Source organism: Streptomyces sp. TN58 (assembly GCF_001941845.1).
GTDB lineage: Bacteria > Actinomycetota > Actinomycetes > Streptomycetales > Streptomycetaceae > Streptomyces.
The window spans coordinates 2493301-2514823 of sequence record NZ_CP018870.1 but is presented as its reverse complement, the minus strand read 5'-3'; the positions used below and the strand labels follow the sequence as shown (position 1 = coordinate 2514823).

General features: G+C 70.5%; 18 protein-coding genes, 2 tRNA genes and 2 pseudogenes. 14 read left to right on the top strand and 8 right to left on the bottom strand.

From position 1 onward, the window contains the following. Nucleotides 1-73 precede the first annotated feature (73 nt). Both BSL84_RS11495 and BSL84_RS11490 read right to left on the bottom strand, forming a co-directional pair. Complete coding sequence (locus tag BSL84_RS11495; protein WP_045323977.1) at nt 74-1492, bottom strand: amino acid permease; 1419 nt, start codon at nt 1490-1492, stop codon at nt 74-76. Between the two features lie 262 nt (nt 1493-1754). Next, the gene (locus BSL84_RS11490; RefSeq protein WP_037666101.1) at nt 1755-3173 is read right to left on the bottom strand and encodes an amino acid permease; all 1419 of its coding nucleotides are present in this window, start codon (nt 3171-3173) and stop codon (nt 1755-1757) included. Between the two features lie 284 nt (nt 3174-3457). Here BSL84_RS11490 and BSL84_RS11485 point away from each other — a divergent pair, with 284 nt between their 5' ends. After that, a complete protein-coding gene (locus tag BSL84_RS11485; RefSeq protein WP_075970281.1) occupies nt 3458-4042 on the top strand; it encodes a biotin transporter BioY in 585 nt (194 codons plus the stop codon). A gap of 86 nt (nt 4043-4128) precedes the next feature. Here BSL84_RS11485 and BSL84_RS11480 read toward each other — a convergent pair whose 3' ends face one another. Then, the gene (locus BSL84_RS11480; RefSeq protein ID WP_075970280.1) at nt 4129-5565 is read right to left on the bottom strand and encodes an amino acid permease; all 1437 of its coding nucleotides are present in this window, start codon (nt 5563-5565) and stop codon (nt 4129-4131) included. 219 nt (nt 5566-5784) lie between these two features. Between BSL84_RS11480 and BSL84_RS11475 the strand changes: the two genes are divergently transcribed. The 3 genes from BSL84_RS11475 to BSL84_RS11465 all read left to right on the top strand — a co-directional run bounded on the left by BSL84_RS11475 (nt 5785) and on the right by BSL84_RS11465 (nt 8487). Then, nucleotides 5785-6270 (top strand): ribose-5-phosphate isomerase, encoded by a 486-nt coding sequence (locus BSL84_RS11475; RefSeq protein ID WP_030036244.1) that lies wholly within the window; start codon nt 5785-5787, stop codon nt 6268-6270. Between the two features lie 67 nt (nt 6271-6337). Beyond that, nucleotides 6338-7144: an Fpg/Nei family DNA glycosylase gene (locus BSL84_RS11470; protein WP_030036247.1), complete on the top strand. Its 807-nt coding sequence runs from the start codon at nt 6338-6340 to the stop codon at nt 7142-7144. Nucleotides 7145-7344: 200 nt separating this feature from the next. Next, nucleotides 7345-8487 carry a PP2C family protein-serine/threonine phosphatase gene (locus BSL84_RS11465; RefSeq protein WP_030036249.1) on the top strand — a complete coding sequence of 381 codons (1143 nt, stop codon included), beginning with the start codon at nt 7345-7347 and terminating at the stop codon, nt 8485-8487. 36 nt (nt 8488-8523) lie between these two features. Here BSL84_RS11465 and BSL84_RS36960 read toward each other — a convergent pair. From BSL84_RS36960 to BSL84_RS11450, 3 genes and pseudogenes are all read right to left on the bottom strand, one after another. Further along, a pseudogene (locus tag BSL84_RS36960) lies at nt 8524-8921 on the bottom strand (ATP-binding protein); the annotation flags it as partial. 176 nt (nt 8922-9097) lie between these two features. Then, a pseudogene (locus BSL84_RS36955) lies at nt 9098-9298 on the bottom strand (ATP-binding protein); the annotation flags it as partial. Then, complete coding sequence (locus tag BSL84_RS11450) at nt 9295-9960, bottom strand: DUF4232 domain-containing protein (RefSeq protein ID WP_075970277.1); 666 nt, start codon at nt 9958-9960, stop codon at nt 9295-9297. The gene BSL84_RS11450 and the pseudogene BSL84_RS36955, both read right to left, overlap by 4 nt. A 106-nt stretch (nt 9961-10066) precedes the next feature. On the opposite strand from BSL84_RS11450, the gene BSL84_RS11445 reads away from it, so the two are divergent. The 4 genes from BSL84_RS11445 (at nt 10067) to BSL84_RS11430 (ending at nt 12716) form a co-directional block, all read left to right on the top strand. Continuing rightward, complete coding sequence (locus tag BSL84_RS11445; RefSeq protein WP_075970276.1) at nt 10067-11488, top strand: pyridoxal phosphate-dependent decarboxylase family protein; 1422 nt, start codon at nt 10067-10069, stop codon at nt 11486-11488. After that, nucleotides 11485-11940: an HD domain-containing protein gene (locus tag BSL84_RS11440; protein WP_030026960.1), complete on the top strand. Its 456-nt coding sequence runs from the start codon at nt 11485-11487 to the stop codon at nt 11938-11940. Before BSL84_RS11445 ends, BSL84_RS11440 begins: the two co-directional genes overlap by 4 nt. Nucleotides 11941-12094: 154 nt before the next feature. Further along, a complete protein-coding gene (locus tag BSL84_RS11435; protein WP_030026959.1) occupies nt 12095-12289 on the top strand; it encodes a membrane protein in 195 nt (64 codons plus the stop codon). Between the two features lie 157 nt (nt 12290-12446). Continuing rightward, the gene (locus BSL84_RS11430) at nt 12447-12716 is read left to right on the top strand and encodes a maleylpyruvate isomerase N-terminal domain-containing protein (RefSeq protein ID WP_159393514.1); all 270 of its coding nucleotides are present in this window, start codon (nt 12447-12449) and stop codon (nt 12714-12716) included. 20 nt (nt 12717-12736) lie between these two features. Here the strand turns inward: BSL84_RS11430 and BSL84_RS11425 are convergent. After that, nucleotides 12737-12807: transfer RNA gene (locus tag BSL84_RS11425), tRNA-Gly, on the bottom strand. Between the two features lie 167 nt (nt 12808-12974). Between BSL84_RS11425 and BSL84_RS11420 the strand changes: the two genes are divergently transcribed. From BSL84_RS11420 to clpX, 5 genes are all read left to right on the top strand, one after another. Next, nucleotides 12975-13051, top strand: a tRNA-Pro gene (locus BSL84_RS11420). A 162-nt stretch (nt 13052-13213) separates the two neighbouring features. Then, on the top strand, nt 13214-14608 hold the full coding sequence (gene tig, locus BSL84_RS11415; RefSeq protein ID WP_030026958.1) for a trigger factor: 1395 nt from the start codon (nt 13214-13216) through the stop codon (nt 14606-14608). Between the two features lie 287 nt (nt 14609-14895). Then, nucleotides 14896-15513, top strand: coding sequence for an ATP-dependent Clp protease proteolytic subunit (locus BSL84_RS11410; RefSeq protein ID WP_030026957.1), 618 nt, complete (start codon nt 14896-14898; stop codon nt 15511-15513). Nucleotides 15514-15574: 61 nt separating this feature from the next. Beyond that, complete coding sequence (locus BSL84_RS11405; protein WP_030026956.1) at nt 15575-16252, top strand: ATP-dependent Clp protease proteolytic subunit; 678 nt, start codon at nt 15575-15577, stop codon at nt 16250-16252. 153 nt (nt 16253-16405) lie between these two features. Next, on the top strand, nt 16406-17692 hold the full coding sequence (gene clpX, locus BSL84_RS11400; RefSeq protein WP_030026955.1) for an ATP-dependent Clp protease ATP-binding subunit ClpX: 1287 nt from the start codon (nt 16406-16408) through the stop codon (nt 17690-17692). Nucleotides 17693-17777: 85 nt separating this feature from the next. Here the strand turns inward: clpX and BSL84_RS11395 are convergent, their stop codons facing one another. Beyond that, nucleotides 17778-18704 (bottom strand): hypothetical protein, encoded by a 927-nt coding sequence (locus BSL84_RS11395; protein WP_030026953.1) that lies wholly within the window; start codon nt 18702-18704, stop codon nt 17778-17780. A 127-nt stretch (nt 18705-18831) separates the two neighbouring features. Here BSL84_RS11395 and BSL84_RS11390 point away from each other — a divergent pair, with 127 nt between their 5' ends. Beyond that, the gene (locus BSL84_RS11390) at nt 18832-21480 is read left to right on the top strand and encodes a valine--tRNA ligase (protein ID WP_030026952.1); all 2649 of its coding nucleotides are present in this window, start codon (nt 18832-18834) and stop codon (nt 21478-21480) included. The last annotated feature ends 43 nt before the right edge of the window (nt 21481-21523 follow it).

Below are 21523 nucleotides of genomic sequence, written 5' to 3'. Positions count from 1 at the left end.
GTAAGGGTCACCTCTGTGAAACGCAGGTGGGCCCCGTGCGTTCGCACGGGGCCCACCTGCGGTCGAGGGGTCGTCAGCGGGCGGCGGCCGCGCGGCGCCGCGTCTCGCGGTTCTGCATGATCCAGCCGGTCACGGCGAGGGCGGCGGTGAGCCCGCCGGTGAAGACCACCTGGACCCGGGTGTCCTCGCCCAGTGCCATCAGCACCAGCACCGCGGCCACCCCGGCGAGCGCCACCCAGGTCAGGTACGGGAAGCCCCACATCCGTACGACCAGCTTCCCGGGCGCCTCGCGCTCCAGCCGGCGGCGCAGCACGAACTGCGAGACGGCGATGAAGCCCCAGACGATCAGGATGACCCCGCCCACCATGTTCAGCAGCCAGGCGAAGAGGGTGTCCGGGTACCAGTACGACAGCAGCACGGTGACGAAGCCGAACCCGGAGGAGGCGAGCACCGCGCGGCGCGGAACGCCGCCGGCGACCTTGCCCAGCGCCTTCGGGCCCTGCCCGCGGGAGACGAGGGAGTAGGCCATGCGTGAGGAGCCGTAGATGTTGGCGTTCATCGCGGACAGCAGGGCGATCAGGATGACCACGTTCATGATCTCGCCGGCCGCCGGGATGCCCAGGTGGGCCAGGGTGGCCGCGTACGGGCCCTGCTCGGCGACCTTCGGGTCGTTCCACGGCAGCAGGGTGACGATGACCAGCATGGAGCCGACGTAGACCACGGCGATGCGCCACATGGTGGTTCGCACGGCCTTGGCCACGCCCTTGACCGGGTCCTCCGACTCGGCGGCCGCGATGGTGACCGTCTCCAGTCCGCCGTACGCGACGACCGACGCCAGCAGCCCGACCAGCAGGCCGTCGACGCCGTTCGGAAGGAAGCCGCCGTCGTGCAGCAGGTTGGCGGTACCGGGTGCGCCGGTACCGGGCAGCAGGCCCAGGACGGCCAGCACCCCGAGGCCCAGGAAGAGGCCGATGGCGCCGATCTTGAGGGCGGAGAACCAGAACTCGAACTCGCCGAAGTTCGATACGGCGGCCAGGTTGGAGCCGCAGAACAGCGCCATGAAGACCAGCACCCACATCCAGGACGGGGTGCCCGGGAACCAGCCCGCCATGATGTGCGCCGCGCCGATCGCCTCGATGGCCACGCCCACGCACAGCAGCGTCCAGAACATCCAGCCGGCGGTGAACCCGGCCCACGGGCCGATCGCCCGCTCCGCGTGCACCGAGAAGGAGCCGGACGCGGGGTTGGCGGCGGACATCTCGCCGAGCATCCGCATCACGAACATCACGAGCAGTCCGGACGCGGCGTAGGCGAGCACGATCGAGGGGCCCGCGGCCGCGATGCCGGCTCCGGAGCCGACGAAGAGTCCGGCGCCGATGACACCGCCGAGGGCGATCATCGAGAGGTGGCGCTGCTTGAGTCCGTTGCCGAGCGGGGATCCGGAGTCGGGCCGCGGGGGCTCGGGAGGTGCGACGGTGCTGCTGTGGCTCATGGGGTGCATGCCTGTCAGGTGCGGGGGTCGAGCGGGGTGGAGCGGGCCCCAGTGTGCCGAGTGTCCGATCACCGGACGTGTGACGTCCGATATTCGGACAACCGCTTCACGGATGGTGATCACGTCCGCACGACCCGGGAACGGCCGGACCCCCCGCGCCGCGGCGCGGGGGGTCCTGGAGGCCTTCCGGAAGTGAGACGGGGTCAGGGCGTGTCGCGGAAGTCCCGTCTGGCTCGCGGCCCCGCCCTGCGGGCGGACGGCGCTACTTTCGCAACGCGCCCTGGGCGTCCCGGCGCTCCCGCAACTCGCGGACCCCCGCCACGGCCAGGACCAGCAGGGCCGCACCCGTCGACCACAGCAACTGCGGCCGCGCGGAGTCGTCGAACAGCATCAGGACCAGGACCGCCGCCATCCCGGCCAGCGCGGCCCAGGTGGCGTACGGGAACAGCCACATCGGCAGCGTCAGCCGCTCGGGCATGTCCCGCTCGATCCGGCGGCGCAGCTTCAGCTGCGACACGGCGATCAGCGCCCACACGAACAGCAGGACGGCGCCGACCGCGTTGAGCATGTAGAGGAAGATCGTGTCCGGCCACAGCAGGTTGAGCACCACCGAGGCGAAGCCGAAGGCCACCGACGCGAAGACCGCCCGGCGCGGCACCCCGCCGCGCGAGACCTGCAGCAGCCCCTTGGGCGCCTCTCCGCGCTCGGCCAGCGAGAACACCATGCGCGAGGACCCGTACAGGTTCGCGTTGAGCGCCGACAGCAGGGCCACGAACACCACGATGTTCATGATCTGGCCGGCCGCCGGGATGCCGATGGAGTCCAACACGGCGACGTACGGGCTCTGCCCCGGCACCAGCGAGTCCCACGGCAGCAGGGTCACGATGACCACCATCGAGCCGACGTAGAAGAAGAGGATGCGCCACACGGCGCTGCGCACCGCGCGCGACACCGACCGGGCCGGGTCGTCGGACTCGGCGGCCGCGATGGTGACGACCTCCAGGCCGCCGAAGGCGAAGATGACGGCGAGCATGCCGGCGACGACCCCGCCGAAGCCCTCGGGGAAGAACCCGCCCTGCCCGGTGAGGTTGGCCATGCCGACCGGGTCCGTGTCCGGGAGCACGCCGAAGATGGCGAGGGTGCCGAGGATCAGGAAGAGCACGATCGCGCCGACCTTCAGGGCGGCGAACCAGAACTCGAACTCGCCGAAGTTCTTCACCGCGGCCAGGTTGCTCACGGTGAAGACCACCATGAACAGCAGCACCCAGATCCACTGGTCGACGGCGGGCAGCCAGCCGTTCGCGATCTTCGCGGCCCCGGTGGCCTCCACCGCCAGCACCACGACCAGCAGGAACCAGTACAGCCAGCCCGCCGAGAAGCCGGCCCAGCGGCCGAGGGCCCGCTCCGCGTAGACGGAGAAGGAGCCGGAGGCGGGCATCGCGGCCGACATCTCGCCGAGCGCGCGCATCACCAGCATCGCGAGGACGCCGGCGAGGAGGTAGGAGCAGATGATCGCGGGACCGGCGATGGCGATGCCGGCGCCGGAGCCGACGAAGAGGCCGGCGCCGATCACGCCGCCGAGCCCCAGCATGGTCAGGTGGCGCTGCTTGAGGCTGTGGCTGAGGGGTTCCGCGGGCAGGTCGCCCGTCGTGGGAGGTGCGTCTGGCAGGCGCTCACGCATGAGGAGTGCTCGTACTCTCGTTCGGCCCAGCGGTGGTGGGGACTCCGCCCTTGGCTTGGCGGGATCCAACAGTCTTGCTGAGCGGCGGTCGTCCGTGCAAAACGGACGTGTTGTCGGATGTTGCTCGTGACGAGGATCACGTCGACCGGATCGGGTCAGCAGGCTTTGTCCGGACCCCACCAACGGGGGGAGTGGGGCTTTGTCCCGGCCGGCGGTGGGGCGGCCGCGGGCCGCGCACTAACGTCGGTGATCGTTCCCACCCCCACCCTCCCGCGGAGCCCCTCATGAGCACTGCTTCCGTCTCCCTCCGGCCCGGCGCCGTCCTCGCCGACCTGCTGCCCGCGAGCCGCGTGCGCGACATCGCGCTCGTCGTCGGCGGCGCCGCCCTGACCGGGATCGCCGCGCAGATCTCGGTGCCCGTCCCCGGCTCCCCGGTCCCCGTCACGGGCCAGACCTTCGCCGCGCTCCTCGTCGGCACCGCCTTCGGCGCCCGCCGCGGCTTCCTCTCGCTGGCGCTGTACGCCCTCGTCGGCATGGCGGGCGTGCCGTGGTTCGCGGGCGGCACCTCCGGCGCGGGCGGCGCCTCCTTCGGGTACGTGCTCGGCATGCTGCTCGCCGCCACCGTCGTCGGCGCCCTCGCGCGGCGCGGCGCCGACCGCTCGGTCCTGCGTACGGCGGGCACGATGGTGCTCGGCTCCGCGGTGATCTACGCGGTGGGCGTGCCGTACCTGATGGCCGCCACCGGGATGTCCCTGAGCGCGGCCGTCGCGGCCGGCCTCACCCCGTTCCTGATCGGCGACGCCCTCAAGGCGGCCCTCGCGATGGGGGCCCTGCCGGCCGCCTGGAAGCTGGTGGGCCGCCGCGGCTGACGCACGCCCCCCGTATCGGCCGGAGCCCGGCCCGCCTGACGAGGCGGGCCGGGCTCCGGCGTACGTACGGGACTGCGCCGGGCCGGTCAGCCCTGGACGGCGGCCCGCTTGCGGCGGAAGTCCAGGACCACGCCGACGACCACGACGGCAGCGGCGACGAGGGTGGACAGGGTGACCACCTCGCGGTTCGCGTCGTCCACGAACATGTAGCCGATCACGAACATGATCAGAGCGGCGGTGGCCCAGGTGAGCCACGGGAAGAACCACATCTTCACGGTCAGCTTCTCCGGGGCCTCGCGGACCAGGATCCCGCGCATCCTCAGCTGGGTGAAGCAGATCACCAGCCAGACGAAGAGCGCGATGGCGCCGGAGGAGTTCAGGAGGAAGTTGAAGACCGTGTCCTTGAACGCGTAGTTGAAGTAGACGGCGACGAAGCCGAAGACCGTGGAGCCCAGGATCGCCGCGACCGGCACGCCGTTCTTGTTGACCTTGGCGAACGACTTCGGGGCGTCGCCGCGCTCACCGAGCGAGAAGGCCATGCGGGAGGCGGTGTAGAGGCCCGAGTTCAGGCAGGACAGCACGGCGGTCAGGACGATGACCTCCATGATCGTGCCGGCGTGCGCGATGCCGATCGAGTCGAGGGCGGCGACGTACGAGCCCTTCTCGGTGATCGACGGGTCGTTCCAGGGGAGCAGCGTCAGCACGACGAAGATCGAGCCGAGGTAGAAGACGCCGATGCGCCAGATGACGGAGTTGGTCGCCTGCGTGACCGCCTTGCGGGGGTTCTCCGACTCGCCGGCGGCCAGGGTGACGATCTCGCTGCCCATGAAGGAGAAGACGACGAGCAGCACACCGGTGAGGACGGCGCCGTAGCCGTGGGGGAAGAAGCCGCCGGTGTCGGTCAGGTGGGCGAAGCCCGCGCCCGGGTTGTCGGAGCCCGGCAGCACACCGAAGACCGCCAGCATGCCGATGACCACGAAGGCGCCGATGGCGACGACCTTGATGCCCGCGAACCAGAACTCGAACTCACCGTAGGAGGCGACCGAGCCGAGGTTGGTGGCGGTCAGCACCGCCATCACGATCAGCGCCCAGGCCCACTGCGGGACGGCGGGTATCCAGCTCTCCAGGATGGCGGCACCGGCGGTGGCCTCCACGGCGAGGACGACGACCCAGAAGAACCAGTAGAGCCAGCCGATGGAGAAACCGGCCCAGCGGCCGAGCGCCCGGTCGGCGTAGGCGGAGAAGGAGCCCGAGTTCGGGCTGGCGGCGGCCATCTCGCCGAGCATGCGCATCACGAAGACGACCATCGCGCCGACCAGCGCGTAGGAGATCAGGATGGCGGGGCCGGCCTTGGCGATGCCGCCACCGGAACCGACGAAGAGACCGGCTCCGATCACGCCACCGATGGCGATCATGGACAGGTGGCGGTTCTTGAGACCGGCCTTCAGACCGTCGGAAGGCAGACCTTCACCGGGGTTACCGGTGGGGCTGCCTTCCTTCTGAAGGGTCGTCGTGGAGCTCATGGACGGATCCTTAGGTTCTCGGGTTGCGAGCCCCGGCATTCAAACCTGAGATGAACGCAGGACGGAAGACCCTCATCCGGATCGGTACGCCGCGGTGAACGCCCCGGACCGGCGCCCCGCCCTGTCCCATCTGCGTTCTTTGGGTTTACTTGAGCTTTAGAAGTGACTTACGCGACACCCGCTGCGGGTCGTCGGGGCTCCTCGTGCCACACTCGTCACATGCGCGTGTACCTCGGATCCGACCATGCCGGCTTTGAGCTCAAGAACCACCTCGTGGACTGGCTCAAGAACAACGGCCACGAGCCCGTCGACTGTGGCCCCCACATCTACGACGCCGTGGACGACTACCCGCCCTTCTGCCTCCGCGCCGCGGAGAAGACCGCCGCGGACGAGGGCAGCCTCGGCATCGTGATCGGCGGCTCCGGCAACGGCGAGCAGATCGCCGCGAACAAGGTCAAGGGCGTCCGCGCCATCCTGGCCTGGAGCGTCCAGACCGCCCAGCTCGGCCGTGAGCACAACAACGCCAACGTCATCTCCGTCGGCGGCCGCATGCACACGCAGGACGAGGCCGTCAGCTTCATCGAGGCCTTCCTGGCGACCCCGTACTCCGGCGAGGAGCGCCACACCCGCCGCATCGACATGCTCTCCGCCTACGAGCAGACCGGCGAGCTCCCCCCGATCCCGGCCCACCACCCGCAGGGCTGATCCCGCCTCCGGCCGTGCCGCTCCCTCCCGGGGGTGGCACGGCCGTTTCCATCCCCAGGAGTCCGCCGTGCCCGAAGGGCATACGATCCACCGCCTCGCCCAGGACCACACCGAGCGGTTCGCCGCCCGCCCGGTCCGCGTGAGCAGCCCCCAGGGCCGCTTCGCCGAGAGCGCGGCCCTGCTCGACGGGCGCGTGATGGAGAGCGCCGAGGCGCACGGCAAGCACCTCTTCCTCGAACTGGGCGACGCCTGGATCCACATCCACCTCGGACTCTTCGGCAAACTCGGCTTCGGCCCCGCCCCCGCACCTCCCGCCACCGACACCGTCCGGCTGCGCCTGCAGAACGAGGACCACCACGCCGACCTGCGCGGCCCCACGGCCTGCGCGCTGATCGGCGAGGGCGAGAAGAAGGCGATACACCAACGGCTCGGCCCGGACCCGCTGCGCGCGGCCGACGACCCCGACCGCGCGTGGGCCCGTATCTCCCGCTCCCGTACCACCGTCGCCGCACTCCTCATGGACCAGAAGGTCGTCGCGGGCGTCGGCAACGTCTACCGCGCCGAGGTCCTCTTCCGGCACGGCATCGACCCGTACCGCCTGGGCAAGGACCTCACCCGCGCCGAGTGGGACGCCGTATGGGCCGACCTGGTCGTCCTGATGCGCCAGGGCGTGCGCCACAACCGCATCGACACCGTCCGCGACGAGCACCTCCCCGAAGCGATGGGCCGGCCGCCACGGGTGGACGACCACGGCGGCGAGGTGTACGTCTACCGCAGGGCGAACATGCCCTGCCACATCTGCGGCGGCGAGATCCGCACCGCCGGACTCGCGGCCCGCAACCTCTTCTGGTGCCCCACCTGCCAGGCCCGCTGAGCTTCCGGCCTCCTCGCCCGGCCTTCCTGCCCGGCCTCCTTGCCTGGCTTTCTTGTCACATCGCGCGCATTCGAAGATCCGTACCCGTCCTCCCCACCCGGCCATTCCGTCGCACTCGAAGCGTTTTCGGACGCCTCCGGACGCCGGGTCCGGGGGTACCCCTGCGCATTCACAGCCAGGATGGATAGGGTCCCCAAGCAATGGCCCGAGCACATGTGGAGACCCTGCCGGCCCGGATGCGCATGCGGTCGCGCCGGGGCCGCACCGCCCTGCGCAAATCCGCCGTCGACTACTTCCGCGGAGACGCCTCCGACTGGCTCGCCTTCATCGGGCTGCTGCTCACCGTCCCCGCCATAGCGTTCGGCACGCTGATGCTGCCCGTCTGGTTCTCGCCCGCCGCGCTCGTCCTGCCGATCGTCGCCGGCGGCCTGCTGCTGCGCCCCGCCAGCCTCCTCGCCCTGTACGCGGCCTCCGCGGCCGCGCTGGTCGTCGAAGCCCTCGTCCTCGGCCCCTACACCCAGGGCCCGGCGCGCGTCACCCCCGGCACCGTGCTGGTCGTCGCGGCCTGCGGGTTCTTCGGACTGGTCATCGCACAGTTCCGCAGCCGCGTCGGCGTGCCCTGGCGACGCGGCGGCACCATGCTCTTCGACCTCCGCGAACGCATCCGCGTACAGAGCAAGCTGCCCGCCCTGCCGCGCGGCTGGCACCGCGAGATGGCCCTGCGCCCCGCGGGCGGCCAGTCCTTCTCCGGCGACTTCGTCGTCGCCGCACGCACCAACGGCGGCCGCACCCTGGAGATCGTCCTGACCGACGTCTCCGGCAAGGGCATGGAGGCGGGCTCCCGGGCCCTGCTGCTCTCCGGAGCCTTCGGCGGCCTGCTCGGCGCGCTGCCACCGCACGGCTTCCTGCCCGCCGCCAACGGCTACCTGCTCCGTCAGGACTGGGACGAGGGCTTCGCCACCTCCATCCACCTCGTCCTGGACCTGGAGACCGGCGACTACGAACTCCTCTCGGCCGGCCACCTCCCCGCCCTCCAGCTCTGCGCCGGCACCGGCCGCTGGCAGGAGAAGTCCGGCGAGGGCCCCCTGCTCGGGGTCTACGACGGCGCCGAGTTCACCCCCGCCCGCGGCAACCTCCGCCGCGGCGACGTCCTGATGCTCTTCACCGACGGCCTCGTCGAGACCGCCGACCGGGAGATCAGCGAGGGCATCGACCGCCTCACCGGCGAAGCCGACCGCTACGTCTCCGCCGGCTGGGAGGGCGCCGCCTGGCACCTGATCGAGAAGGTCGCCAAGGACGTCAACGACGACCGCGCCCTGCTGCTCATCCGCCGCTCGCCCTGACGGTGTCCGGCAGGATCCGCAGGAGACGGCCTGGACGAAGCGGATGTGCCGTACGCCCACCAGCGCGCGGCGGATCCGGCCCCGCAGCCGGCCGTCCGTGTCCGCGGCGAGGTCCAGCCCGGCGGAGGCGGCCACCCGGTCCGCCACCTGGGACACCGTCAACCGGTCGGTGGCCAGGTGCTGCGCGAACTCCGGCGCGCGCAGCGCCTCCAGGCACCCGTCGAGAGCCGGGACACCGCGAAACCCTCCCGCTTCAGCCCCCGCCCCAGCCCCCGCTCGCGCAGCCGCCGCAGCACCGTCGCCCGCTCCGCCAGCAGCGCGAAGTGCCGTACGTCGTGGCCCTGTTCCCGCAGCCGCCCCACGGTCTGCGCGAAGTACGCCGGCTCCGTGACGCTCATCGGCACCACCAACACCCCCGGATGCCGCCGGGCCGCAGGGCGTGTTGCGAAAGTCTCGTCTGGCTCGCGGCGCCTGGCACGGCACCTCGCCGCGTTGTCGGGGTCGCCCGCGTACGACCGGTACGCGGGCGACCCTCCGCCTTGCGAGGCACCGCACCAGACACCGCGAGCACCGCCCTGCGGGCGGACGACGCCACTTTCGCAACACGCCCCAGGTCCAGCACCTCGAACACGCCCTGTCGCCACGCCGCCAGGTCCTGGAAGTCGCCGCGCAGGGCGGGCGGCAGCATCCGGTGCAGCCCGAAGCCGACGTGCTCCGGATCGCACACGACGCTTCCCGGCAGTCGGCGGCACAGCTCGTACGCCGTCTGTGTCTTGCCGCCGCCGAACGGCCGGTTGAGCCAGACGATCACCGGGTGGCCGCCGTCCACGGGCCGATGCCCAGCTTCCCCGTGTTCCCGAGGTCGAGCGGCCGGGTGAGCCGCAGCCGCAGCCGGGGCGCTCCGGGCCGGGGTTCGACCTCCATGGCCGCCGCCGTCGTGGCCGGCACCGACGGGTCGGTGACCAGGTTGCGCCACACAACCGACCATGCCGCCGCCTGCCCCGGCGCCAGCACCACACGCTGCGGCGCCGCCTCGATGTCCGGCACCCCCGTGGTGATCCCCGCCGTGCCGTGCACCACCGCGACCTCCAGCGGTTCGTTGCGGTCGCCGCGCAGCGAGACCCCTGGGTAGCCCTCCAGTACGTACTCCTCCGTACCGCAGTTGACCAGCCGGAAGCCCTCCACCCGCAGACCCATCGCCGCGTCCCCGCCCGTCTCGACCAGCCGGACCCCGCCCTCGGGGCACGACGGTCCGGAGGCCGGCCCGGGCGTCTGCGCGCCCGGCTGCGTGGGGCGGGCGGGCGGGCCGCCGGTCGGGCCGGGCGCGGGCGGCGGAGCCGGCGGTGTGTCGCAGCCCGCGGTCCCGGCGAGCACCCCGAGGGCCAGCACGCCCCCGGCAACGCCCCGCGCCCACCGCACCTGCCGCACCTGCCGCACCTGCCGTGTCCACCGCACCTGCCGCTTCGCGATCATCCGTCGAGCGTACGACGCCCCGGCGGGGGAGAGGCGGGGTACGGGTGGGCCACTCGCCCCGGATTGGCTCACCCGTGCGAGCCCGCGCGGACCGTACCGTGCCCCCATGGACCGCACGCTCGCCGCCGACCTCGCACGGCTCCCCGACCTGCTCGACGCCACCCGCCGCGCCGCCGCCGAAGCCCTCGCCACCCTCGACGAGCGCGCCGTCGTACCGGCCGCACCGGGACCGGCCGCACCGGGACCGGCCGCCGCGGAGCCGGCAGGCGGCCCCGAACCGCTTCCGGAGCAGGGCCACGGCACCGAGGCCGCCCTCGCCGCCTTCCGCGCCCGCTGGGAGCCGCGGCTCTCCGCCTCCGCCGGCCCCCGCTACCTCGGCTTCGTCACCGGCGGCGCCACCCCCGCCGCGCTCGCCGGGGACTGGCTCACCGCCGCCCACGACCAGAACTCCAACTCCGCCATGGACGGCGCCGGCCAGGACCTCGAACGCGAGACCGTGGGCTGGCTGCGCGAGCTGTTCGGCCTCTCCGACGCCCACACCGGCACCTTCGTCAGCGGCGCCACCATGTCCAACACCACCGGCCTCGCCATCGCCCGCGAATGGCTCGGCGAACGCCTCGGCGTGTCCCCGGCCGACGACGGCGCCGGCGCCCTCGGCCCGGTCCGCGTCCTCTCCGGCGCCCCGCACTCCTCCATCGCCAAGGCCCTCTCCGTCCTCGGCCTCGGCCGCAACGCCCTCGTGCGCGTCCCCACCCTGCCCGGCCGCGAGGCCGTGGACCCCGCCGCCCTGGACCGGGCGCTGGCAGACACCCCCGGCCCGGCCGTGGTCGTCGCGAACGCGGGCACCGTCAACACCGTCGACTTCGACGACCTCCCCGCCATCGCCGCGCTCCGCCCGCGCCACGACTTCTGGCTGCACACCGACGCCGCCTTCGGTGCCTTCGCCGCGCTCTCCCCGGACCACGCACACCTCGCCGCAGGCCTCGACGCCTCCGACTCCCTCTGCGTCGACCTGCACAAATGGCTCAACGTCCCCTACGACAGCGCCGTCCAGTTCACCCGCCGCCGCGACCTCCAGGCCCGCGTGTTCCAGAACTCCGCCGCCTACCTCGGCCCCCTCGGCGAGCACCCCGACCTCGTCCACCTCACCCCGGAGAACTCCCACCGGCTGCGCGCCCTCGCCGCCTGGTTCACCCTGCGCGCCTACGGCCGCCAGGGCCACCGGGAGATCGTCGAACGCGACATCGCCTGCGCCCGCGCCCTCGGCACGGCCCTCGCCGAGGACCCCGCCTTCACCCTCCTCGCCCCCGTCCGCCTCAACGTCGTCTGCTTCACCCTCGCCGACGACCCCGATCCGGCCCGGCTGACCGCCCTGCGCGAGGCGGTGGCCGCCGAGGTGTTCGTCACCCCCACCGTCCACGAGGGAACCGCCGGGCTGCGCGCCGCGTTCTCCAACTGGCGTACGACACGGGCAGACGTCGACAGGGCCGCCCGGGCCCTGCGCACGGCAGCGAGGGAGATCGCATGACGAGCAGTCCCCTGACCCTGATGGAGGTCGAGGCCCTGGCGCGCGGCGCGCACGAGGGCCAGACCGACAAGGCCGGCAGGCCGTATGCCGAGCACCTCGCGGCCGTGGCCGAGGGCGTGCGCGTACGCGGCGGCAGCCCCGAACAGCAGGCCGCGGCCTGGCTGCACGACGCGATCGAGGACGAGGCGCTCAGCCTCACATGGCTGGATACCGCCGCTCTTCCGCAGTCCGTGAAGGACATGGTCCTCGCCGTCACCAAGCGCCCCGGCGAGCCGGTCGAGCAGTACGCGGCCCGCATCCTGGCCACGCCGGGCGCTCTGCTGGTCAAGGAAGCCGACCTCGCGCACAACGCCGACCCCGCGCGCCTGGCCGTGCTGGACGCCGCCACCCGCGACCGGCTGACCGCCAAGTACGCGTATGTCCGTTCCCTCCTGGGCCTCACGGCTCCCTGAACCCTTGGCCCCAAGCGGTCGGTGAAAACGGAACCATGGCCTTTCGTCACGGGGCGTATGACTGTGGCCGGTTGGTGGGAGGATGGTCCATGTGGGGGCATTCCAGGCCGTGCGCCCCCGGCCGACCAGGGGACGACCGAAGGTGTGATCAGTAGTGGCCATTTCGCTCTCAGTGGTGGTTCTGTTGGGCGTCATCCTGGTGGTGCTGATCCGCGGCAACCACATCAAGACGGGCCCCGCCATCGTCGCGGCCCTCTTCGGCTTCTTCCTGGCGTCCAGCTCGATCGCGGACGACGTGAACCGTTTCCTCAACTCCCTGGCCACGATGATCGCCAACATCAAGCTCTGAGTGCCCTGCGAACAGGGTGCGTTCGTTCGGCCGAGCCGGCGTGTAGGCAGGCGATGTGACCGAGAGCCCTGAGTATTCCGCCCCGCTGCGACTGATCGACGAGCGGTAGGTCGCCTTCAGGAGTACGGTCGCCGCCGCGCCCCGCCTTGACGCGCCGGTGCCGTCCTGCCCCGGGTGGACGCTGTCCGATCTGGTGCAGCACCTGGTACGGGCCGGCGCTGCAACTCCACCCCGGCGGCCTGGCCGCACGAGCCCGCCACCATCCGCCACCACGCCACCGAGGGCCGCTCCTGGCTCCTATGAAGACCGAGGGCGACCCGCGGGTGTTCGAGCGTCTGATCGCCTGGGAGCCCGAGGAGCAGCCGGCACCGCCGAGCCCGACCGCCCCGGGAACGACGAAGGGCCAGGCGGAGGAAACACCCTCTGACCTGGCCCTTCGTACTTCAGAGCGGGCGACGGGAATCGAACCCGCGTAGCTAGTTTGGAAGACTAGGGCTCTACCATTGAGCTACGCCCGCATTGCGTGCGTCGCAGGTCCGGGGACCGCGGCACGGACAGCATCCTAGCGGGTCGATCAGGCCGTACGCACACCACATTCGTGCCCGCGCCGTCGGCCGGCCGAAACGCCTCTGGAAACACCGCGCATCAGAGGGTCTCCGGGCATGTACCCTACGTGTCGCACCGACGGGGTGTGGCGCAGCTTGGTAGCGCGTCCGCTTTGGGAGCGGAAGGTCGTCGGTTCGAATCCGGCCACCCCGACCACTGGCGGCCCACCGCAAGATCGCGTTGTGGGCTGATTGCCGCTTGCGGCTACTATGCAAGCTGCGTGCCCGTGTGTCTGATGTACCGGGCCGAAGTCCGCCGGGCCGCTGATTCCAGCGCGACGGCAGATCCCCCAGCAGTCAGCCACAAGGAGACCGAACCGTGAAGAGCGCCGTTGAGACCCTGAACCCGACGCGGGTTCGGCTCACTGTTGAGGTGCCCTTCGAGGAGCTCAAGGACAGCCTCGACGCGGCGTACAAGAAGATCAACCAGCAGGTCACGGTGAAGGGCTTCCGCAAGGGCAAGATCCCGGCCCGCGTCATCGACCAGCGCTTCGGCCGCGGTGCGGTGCTGGAGGAGGCCGTCAACGACGCCCTCCCGAAGTTCTACACCGAGGCCGTCAACGAGGCCGACCTGAACCCGCTGGGCCAGCCCGAGGTCGACATCACCGAGCTGAAGGACGGCGAGCTGCTGGCCTTCACCGCCGAGGTCGACGTGCGCCCGGAGATCGAGATCCCGGACTACTCCGGCATCGAGGTCGAGGTCGACGCCATCGAGGTCTCCGACGAGGACGTCGAGAAGTCGGTCGAGCAGCTGCGCAACCGCTTCGCGTCCACCAAGGACGTCGAGCGCGCCGCCGCCGAGGGTGACGTCGTCACCATCGACCTGGAGGCCAAGGTCGACGGCGAGGTGCTGCCCGACGGCGTCGCCTCCGACGTCTCGTACACCATCGGCTCGGGCGAGCTGCTCGAAGGCATCGACGAGGCCGTCACCGGCCTGGAGGCCGGCGGCGAGGCCACCTTCACCTCGCAGCTGAAGGGCGGCTCCGCCGAGGGCAAGGACGCCGAGGTCACCGTCAAGGTCACCAAGGTCTCCGCCAAGGAGCTCCCGGAGCTGGACGACGAGTTCGCCCAGATGGCCAGCGAGTTCGACACCCTTGAGGAGCTCAAGGCGGACAGCCGTACGCGCCTTGAGAACATGAAGCAGTACGACCAGGCCACGCAGGCCCAGGAGCGCGTCCTGGAGAAGCTGCTGGAGCTCGTCGAGGTGCCGATCCCCGAGAAGCTGCTTGAGGACGAGGTCAACACCCGCAAGCACAACCTGGAGCACCACCAGCTCGGCCAGATGGGCCTGGACCTGGCGAAGTACCTGGAGTTCCAGGGCAAGACGGTCGAGGAGTTCGACGCCGAGACCAAGGAGCAGGCGATCAAGGGCATCAAGACCCAGTTCGTCCTGGACGCCCTGGTCAACAAGGAGAAGCTGGGCGTGAACCAGGAGGAGCTCACCGAGCACCTCATGCGCCGTGCGCAGTCCTCGGGCATGTCCCCCGACCAGTTCGCCCAGGCCGTCGTCGAGGGCGGCCAGGTCCCGATGCTGGTCGGCGAGGTCGCCCGCGGCAAGGCCCTCGCGGTCGTCGTCGAGGCCGCCAAGGTCGTCGACACCAACGGTGAGGTCGTCGACCTCTCCGACGACGAGGACGAGGTCGAGACGGCCGCCGAGACCGTCGAGGCCGCCGTCGACGGTGACGACGAGGGCAAGGCCGACGAGGCCAAGTAACACCCCGGGCGAAGCCCGCTGAGCAGTGCCCCGCAGGGCCCGGACGCAGCCGCGTCCGGGCCCTTGCGCGTGGCCGCTGCGCGGTCCCCGCAAGGCCGCCGGAGCTTGCGCTCCGAGCGAACAGTTCGGGAAGCGGGATGGCGTTGTCCGACCTGCGCGTTAGGGTCCATGAATACGAGGGCACGTGAGTACCCGGGCGCCGGCGGACCCGTCCGCTCCGGCTCGACCGCGCCCCAGAACGAGACGCTGAGACGGCACATGGCCGTCGGAGACGAGCAGGTGGATACGTGACGAATCTGAAGCCTTACGCCGCGGGTGAGCCGTCCATCGGTGGCGGCCTCGGCGACCATGTCTACAACCGGCTGCTCGGCGAGCGAATCATCTTCCTCGGCCAGCAGGTCGACGACGACATCGCTAACAAGATCACCGCGCAGCTCCTGCTCCTGGCCGCCGAGCCGGAGAAGGACATCTACCTCTACATCAACAGCCCCGGTGGCTCGGTGACGGCCGGCATGGCCGTCTACGACACCATGCAGTACATCCCCAACGACGTCGTGACCATCGGCATGGGCATGGCGGCCTCGATGGGGCAGTTCCTGCTCACCGGTGGCGCCAAGGGCAAGCGCTTCGCCCTGCCGAACACCGACATCCTGATGCACCAGGGCTCCGCCGGCATCGGCGGCACCGCGTCGGACATCAAGATCCAGGCCCAGTACCTGCTGCGTACCAAGCAGCGGATGGCCGAGATCACCGCGTTCCACTCGGGCCAGACCGTCGAGGCGATCATCCGCGACGGTGACCGCGACCGCTGGTTCACCTCGGAGGAGGCCAAGGACTACGGCCTCATCGACGAGATCATCTCGGCCGCGTCCAACGTTCCGGGCGGCGGCGGCACCGGGGCCTGATCCCGTCGGCCCAGGCCACCGCCAGTACCCAGCAGCCGACAGCCCGCAGAACGCCACCAGGATGGTGAACACCCAGATGCAGAACAACTTCTCCGCGAGCTCCGCGAGCGGCCTTTACACCGGCCCGCAGGTGGACAACCGCTACGTCATCCCGCGCTTCGTCGAGCGCACCTCGCAGGGCGTGCGCGAGTACGACCCGTACGCGAAGCTCTTCGAGGAGCGCGTGATCTTCCTCGGCGTGCAGATCGACGACGCCTCGGCCAACGACGTCATGGCGCAGCTGCTGTGCCTGGAGTCGATGGACCCCGACCGCGACATCTCGATCTACATCAACAGCCCCGGCGGCTCCTTCACCGCGCTGACGGCGATCTACGACACGATGCAGTTCGTGAAGCCGGACATCCAGACGGTCTGCATGGGCCAGGCCGCCTCCGCGGCCGCGGTCCTGCTCGCCGCCGGCACCCCCGGCAAGCGCATGGCCCTGCCGAACGCCCGCGTGCTGATCCACCAGCCCTCCGGCGGCACCGGCCGTGAGCAGCTCTCCGACCTGGAGATCGCGGCCAACGAGATCCTGCGCATGCGCGACCAGCTGGAGACCATGCTGGCCAAGCACTCGACGACGCCGATCGAGAAGATCCGCGAGGACATCGAGCGCGACAAGATCCTCACGGCCGAGGACGCGCTCGCGTACGGGCTGGTCGACCAGATCATCTCCACCCGCAAGAGCAACAAGCTCTGACCCTTGCCGACAGTTGGCGCGGGCACACCACCGGATTCGGGGATGTGAACCGCGTCAAGGGGGCCCCGCACGGGGCCCCCGGCAAGGTACCGTCGGATATGAGGCACCAGGAGCGCTGAACCAGGCGTCTCCCAGGCGAAGGGGAAGCACCTCGTGGCACGCATCGGTGACGGCGGCGATCTGCTCAAGTGCTCGTTCTGCGGAAAGAGCCAGAAGCAGGTGAAGAAGCTCATCGCAGGACCCGGTGTGTACATCTGCGACGAGTGCATCGACCTCTGCAACGAGATCATCGAAGAGGAGCTCGCGGAGACCTCCGAGGTCCGGTGGGAGGAACTCCCCAAGCCCCGTGAGATCTACGAGTTCCTGGAGAGCTACGTCGTCGGCCAGGAGCCGGCGAAGAAGGCGCTCTCGGTGGCGGTCTACAACCACTACAAGCGCGTCCAGGCCGGCGAGAACGGCGGCGCGCAGGGCCGTGACGACGCGATCGAGCTCGCGAAGTCCAACATCCTGCTGCTGGGCCCCACGGGCTCCGGGAAGACGCTCCTCGCGCAGACGCTGGCCCGCATGCTGAACGTCCCGTTCGCCATCGCCGACGCGACGGCGCTGACCGAGGCCGGGTACGTCGGCGAGGACGTCGAGAACATCCTGCTGAAGCTGATCCAGGCCGCCGACTACGACGTCAAGAAGGCCGAGACCGGGATCATCTACATCGACGAGATCGACAAGGTCGCCCGCAAGAGCGAAAACCCGTCGATCACGCGTGACGTGAGCGGCGAGGGCGTGCAGCAGGCCCTCCTGAAGATCCTGGAAGGCACGACGGCGTCCGTGCCGCCGCAGGGCGGCCGCAAGCACCCGCACCAGGAGTTCATCCAGATCGACACGACGAACGTGCTCTTCATCGTGGGCGGCGCCTTCGCCGGCCTGGAGAAGATCATCGAGTCGCGTGCGGGTGCCAAGGGCATCGGCTTCGGTGCGACGATCCGCTCGAAGCGCGAGATCGAGGCCAGCGACCAGTTCCAGGAGGTCATGCCGGAGGACCTGGTGAAGTTCGGGATGATCCCCGAGTTCATCGGCCGCCTTCCCGTCCTGACCTCCGTGCACAACCTGGACCGCGAGGCCCTGCTGCAGATCCTCATCGAGCCGCGCAACGCGCTGGTCAAGCAGTACCAGCGGCTGTTCGAACTCGACGGCGTAGAGCTGGACTTCGAGCGCGAGGCGCTGGAGGCCATCGCGGACCAGGCGATCCTCCGCCAGACGGGCGCGCGCGGCCTGCGCGCCATCATGGAGGAGGTCCTGATGTCGGTGATGTACGAGGTCCCGTCCCGCAAGGACGTGGCCCGGGTCGTCATCACCGCGGACGTGGTCCGCTCCAACGTCAACCCGACGCTGGTCCCGCGCATCGTCCCGAAGGACCAGGGCCCGCACGAGAAGTCGGCGTAGCCGCAGGGCAGTAGAGCGGCAGCAGACCGGTACCCGAAAGGGGCGCCCCCACCGGGGGCGCCCCTTTCGCGTGTTGTGCCGTCCGCTACTTCTTGACGCGGGCGGTCTTGTAGAGCTTCGCGGCCAGTTCCGCCGTCTGCTCCTGGGTGTAGCCCGGCTTGCCGGCGAGGAGGGAGGCCACGTCGGAGGCGCTCACCATGGCCAGCGTGCTGTAGTCACCCCAGATGCAGATCGGGATCGTGGCTTCCTTCGGCCCCTTCTTGCTGGTGTCCTTCGCGGTGAATTTGACGTCCTGGCACTTCATGACCGCGCCCTCGAAGCCGGCCGGGCTGGCCGCCTTGGGGCTGCCCACGAGTTCCACCTCGGACTTGCCGTCCTTGGCGCTCTCCAGCTTGGCCATGGCGAAGTATCCGTCCACGGTCTTCTCCGGGTCGGCGATCTCGCCGTACACGCCGGAGAAGTTGAGGCCCTTGAGGGCGAGGGGGTTCTGCGGGTCGCCGGCCTGGTAGTTCATGGTCACCCTGGTCGGGTTCTTGACGCCTGCCGCCTCGGCCTCCTTCTTGTCCTCGTCGGTGAGGGCCTTCTCTTTGTGCTTGGGGTCCTTCTTGAAGTCGTCCACCGACTCCGGCGCGACGAGCTTGTAGCCCTTGGTGTCGTCCGAGACGCTGCCGGAGCCGCCGCCCAGGAGGTACCAGCCGCCGCCCGCGATGACCGCCACCGCCACGACCACGCCGATGATCACGCCGGCCTTGGACTTCTTCGGGGGCTGGCCGCCGTACGGGGCCTGCTGGGTGAAGCCGTAGGCCGGGGTCGGCGGCTGCTGGGGGTAGCCCTGCGGCGGGACGCCCGGCTGCTGCGGGTAGCCGTAGCCCGGCTGCGGGGGCGCGGGCTGGCCGCCGTACGGGCCCGGCTGCGCGGGCTGGCCGTACGGGCCCGGCGGCGGAGGCTGCTGCCCGTACGGTCCGGGCTGCTGAGGCTGCTGTCCGTAAGGTCCCGGCTGGTTGTAGCTCATCCCGCGTCCCCCTCTGAGGTTGCTTATGCGTTCCTCACATCCTGTCCCAAGCCGAACCCCGCCAGGGCGCCGGGCCCCTCCCTAACCGGTTTCATGACTGGACTGTTACGGCCCTAAACTGGGCCCCGTGACCGAGAACACGCAGACACCCAGCAGCCCCGACTCCGAACTGCCGACCGCCTACACGCCGGCCGATGTAGAGGGGAAGCTCTACGAGCGCTGGGTAGAGCGTGGGTACTTCACGGCCGATCCCGCGAGTGAGAAGCCCCCGTACACCATCGTCATCCCGCCGCCGAACGTCACCGGCTCCCTGCACCTGGGCCACGCCTTCCAGCACACGCTCATGGACGCCCTGACCCGCCGCAAGCGCATGCAGGGCTACGAGTCGCTGTGGCTGCCCGGCATGGACCACGCCGGCATCGCCACCCAGAACAAGGTCGAGCAGCAGCTCGCCGAGGAGGGCAAGTCCCGCCACGACCTGGGCCGTGAGGCGTTCGTCGAGCGCGTCTGGCAGTGGAAGGAAGAGTACGGCGGCAAGATCCTCGGCCAGATGCGCCGCCTCGGCGACGGCGTCGACTGGTCCCGTGAGCGCTTCACCATGGACGAGGGCCTGTCCAAGGCCGTCCAGACCATCTTCAAGAAGCTCTACGACGACGGCCTGATCTACCGCGCCGAACGCATCATCAACTGGTGCCCCCGCTGCCTGACGGCCATCTCCGACATCGAGGTCGAGTACCAGGAGGACGCGGGCGAGCTCGTCTCCATCCGGTACGGGGAGGGCGAGGACACCCTCGTCGTCGCCACCACCCGAGCCGAGACGATGCTCGGCGACACGGCCATCGCCGTCCACCCCGACGACGAGCGCTACAAGCACCTGGTCGGCAAGCTCGTCAAGCTCCCGCTGACCGACCGCTCGATCCCCGTCGTCGCGGACACCCACGTCGACCCGGAGTTCGGCACGGGCTGCGTCAAGGTGACCCCGGCGCACGACCCGAACGACTTCGCCATCGGGCAGCGCCACAACCTGCCCAACATGACGATCATGGACGAGCACGGTGTCATCACCGTCCACGGCCCCTTCCTCGGCCTGGACCGCTACGAGGCCCGTTCCGCGGTCGTCGGCGCCCTGCGCGAACAGGGCCGGATCGTCGCCGAGAAGCGCCCGTACCTGCACTCCGTCGGGCACTGCTCGCGCTGCAGCACCACCGTCGAGCCGCGCCTGTCCCTGCAGTGGTGGGTCAAGGTCGAGACCCTCGCCAAGGCCGCCGGCGACGCCGTCCGCGACGGCCGGGTCGCGATCCACCCGGTGGAGATGGAGAAGCGCTACTTCGACTGGGTCGACAACCTCAACGACTGGTGCATCTCGCGCCAGCTGTGGTGGGGCCACCGCATCCCCGTCTGGTACGGCCCGGACGGCGAGGTCGTCTGCCTCGGCCCCGACGACGAGGCGCCGACCGGCGAGGGCTGGACGCAGGACACCGACGTCCTCGACACCTGGTTCTCCTCCGGCCTGTGGCCGTTCTCCACGCTCGGCTGGCCGGAGAAGACCCCGGACCTGGAGAAGTTCTACTCCACCGACGTCCTGGTCACCGGCCACGACATCATCTTCTTCTGGGTCGCCCGGATGATGATGTTCGGCCTGTACGCCATGGACGGCGAGGTCCCGTTCAAGACGATCGCGCTCACCGGCCTGGTCCGCGACGAGCGCGGCAAGAAGATGTCGAAGTCCTTCGGCAACGTCGTCGACCCGCTGGACTGGATGGACAAGTACGGCTCCGACGCCGTCCGCTTCACGCTGGCCAAGGGCGCCAACCCCGGCACCGACGTCCCGATCGGCGAGGACTGGGTCCAGGCGTCCAGCAAGTTCGCCAACAAGATCTGGAACGCCACGCGCTTCGCCCTGATGAACGGCGCCACGATCGAGGGCGAACTGCCGCCGGTCGAGCAGCTGTCCGCCACCGACCGCTGGATCCTCTCCCGCCTGAACAAGACGATCGCCCAGGTCGACGCCTACTACGAGGACTTCCAGTTCTCGAAGCTGAGCGAGGCGCTCTACCACTTCGCGTGGGACGAGGTCTTCGACTGGTACGTCGAGCTGTCCAAGACGACCTTCTTCGCCGGCGGCGAGCAGGCCAAGGTCTCCGCCCGGGTCCTCGGCGAGGTCCTGGACGTCATGCTGCGCCTGCTGCACCCGGTGGTCCCCTTCGTCACCGAGACCCTGTGGACCACCCTCACCGGGCGCGAGTCGCTGGTCGTCGCCGACTGGCCCAAGGCTGTCGCGGTTCCTGGGGCTGACGCCCCGGGCGGCTTCCGCGACGACGCCGCCGAGGCCGAGATCGGCAGCATCCAGACGCTGACCAAGGAGGTCCGCCGCTTCCGCAAGGAGCAGGGCCTCGACGACAAGCAGAAGGTCCCGGCCCGCCTGGACCTGACCGGCACCGTCCTGGCCGCCCACGAGGCCGCCATCCGCCAGGTCCTGCGGCTCCAGCCGGAGGGCGACTCCTTCAGCGCCACCGCGACCCTTCCGGTCGCCGGCGCCACGGTCGCACTCGACCTGTCCGGCACCATCGACGTCGAGGCCGAGCGCAAGCGCCTGACCAAGGACCTCGGTGCGGCCGAGAAGGAGAAGGCGCAGGCCGAGGCGAAGCTGGGGAACGAGGCCTTCCTGGCCAAGGCCCCCGACAACGTCGTGGACAAGATCAAGGGCCGGCTGGCCAAGGCCGAGGCGGACATCGCCCGGATCCAGGCCCAGCTGGAGACGCTGCCCGCCGCGTAGTCCCCGCAGGACGCTGAAGGCCAAGGCCTGAAGGCCTGAAGGC

Excerpts from the sequence above, each read along its gene's own strand:
- BSL84_RS11495 (WP_045323977.1), bottom strand. The coding sequence starts at position 1,492 with ATGAGCCACAGCAGCACCGTCGCACCTCCCGAGCCCCCGCGGCCCGAC.
- BSL84_RS11490 (WP_037666101.1), bottom strand. The coding sequence starts at position 3,173 with ATGCGTGAGCGCCTGCCAGACGCACCTCCCACGACGGGCGACCTGCCC.
- BSL84_RS11485 (WP_075970281.1), top strand. The coding sequence starts at position 3,458 with ATGAGCACTGCTTCCGTCTCCCTCCGGCCCGGCGCCGTCCTCGCCGAC.
- BSL84_RS11480 (WP_075970280.1), bottom strand. The coding sequence starts at position 5,565 with ATGAGCTCCACGACGACCCTTCAGAAGGAAGGCAGCCCCACCGGTAAC.
- BSL84_RS11475 (WP_030036244.1), top strand. The coding sequence starts at position 5,785 with ATGCGCGTGTACCTCGGATCCGACCATGCCGGCTTTGAGCTCAAGAAC.
- BSL84_RS11465 (WP_030036249.1), top strand. The coding sequence starts at position 7,345 with ATGGCCCGAGCACATGTGGAGACCCTGCCGGCCCGGATGCGCATGCGG.
- BSL84_RS11450 (WP_075970277.1), bottom strand. The coding sequence starts at position 9,960 with ATGATCGCGAAGCGGCAGGTGCGGTGGACACGGCAGGTGCGGCAGGTG.
- BSL84_RS11445 (WP_075970276.1), top strand. The coding sequence starts at position 10,067 with ATGGACCGCACGCTCGCCGCCGACCTCGCACGGCTCCCCGACCTGCTC.
- BSL84_RS11440 (WP_030026960.1), top strand. The coding sequence starts at position 11,485 with ATGACGAGCAGTCCCCTGACCCTGATGGAGGTCGAGGCCCTGGCGCGC.
- BSL84_RS11405 (WP_030026956.1), top strand. The coding sequence starts at position 15,575 with ATGGTGAACACCCAGATGCAGAACAACTTCTCCGCGAGCTCCGCGAGC.
- BSL84_RS11395 (WP_030026953.1), bottom strand. The coding sequence starts at position 18,704 with ATGAGCTACAACCAGCCGGGACCTTACGGACAGCAGCCTCAGCAGCCC.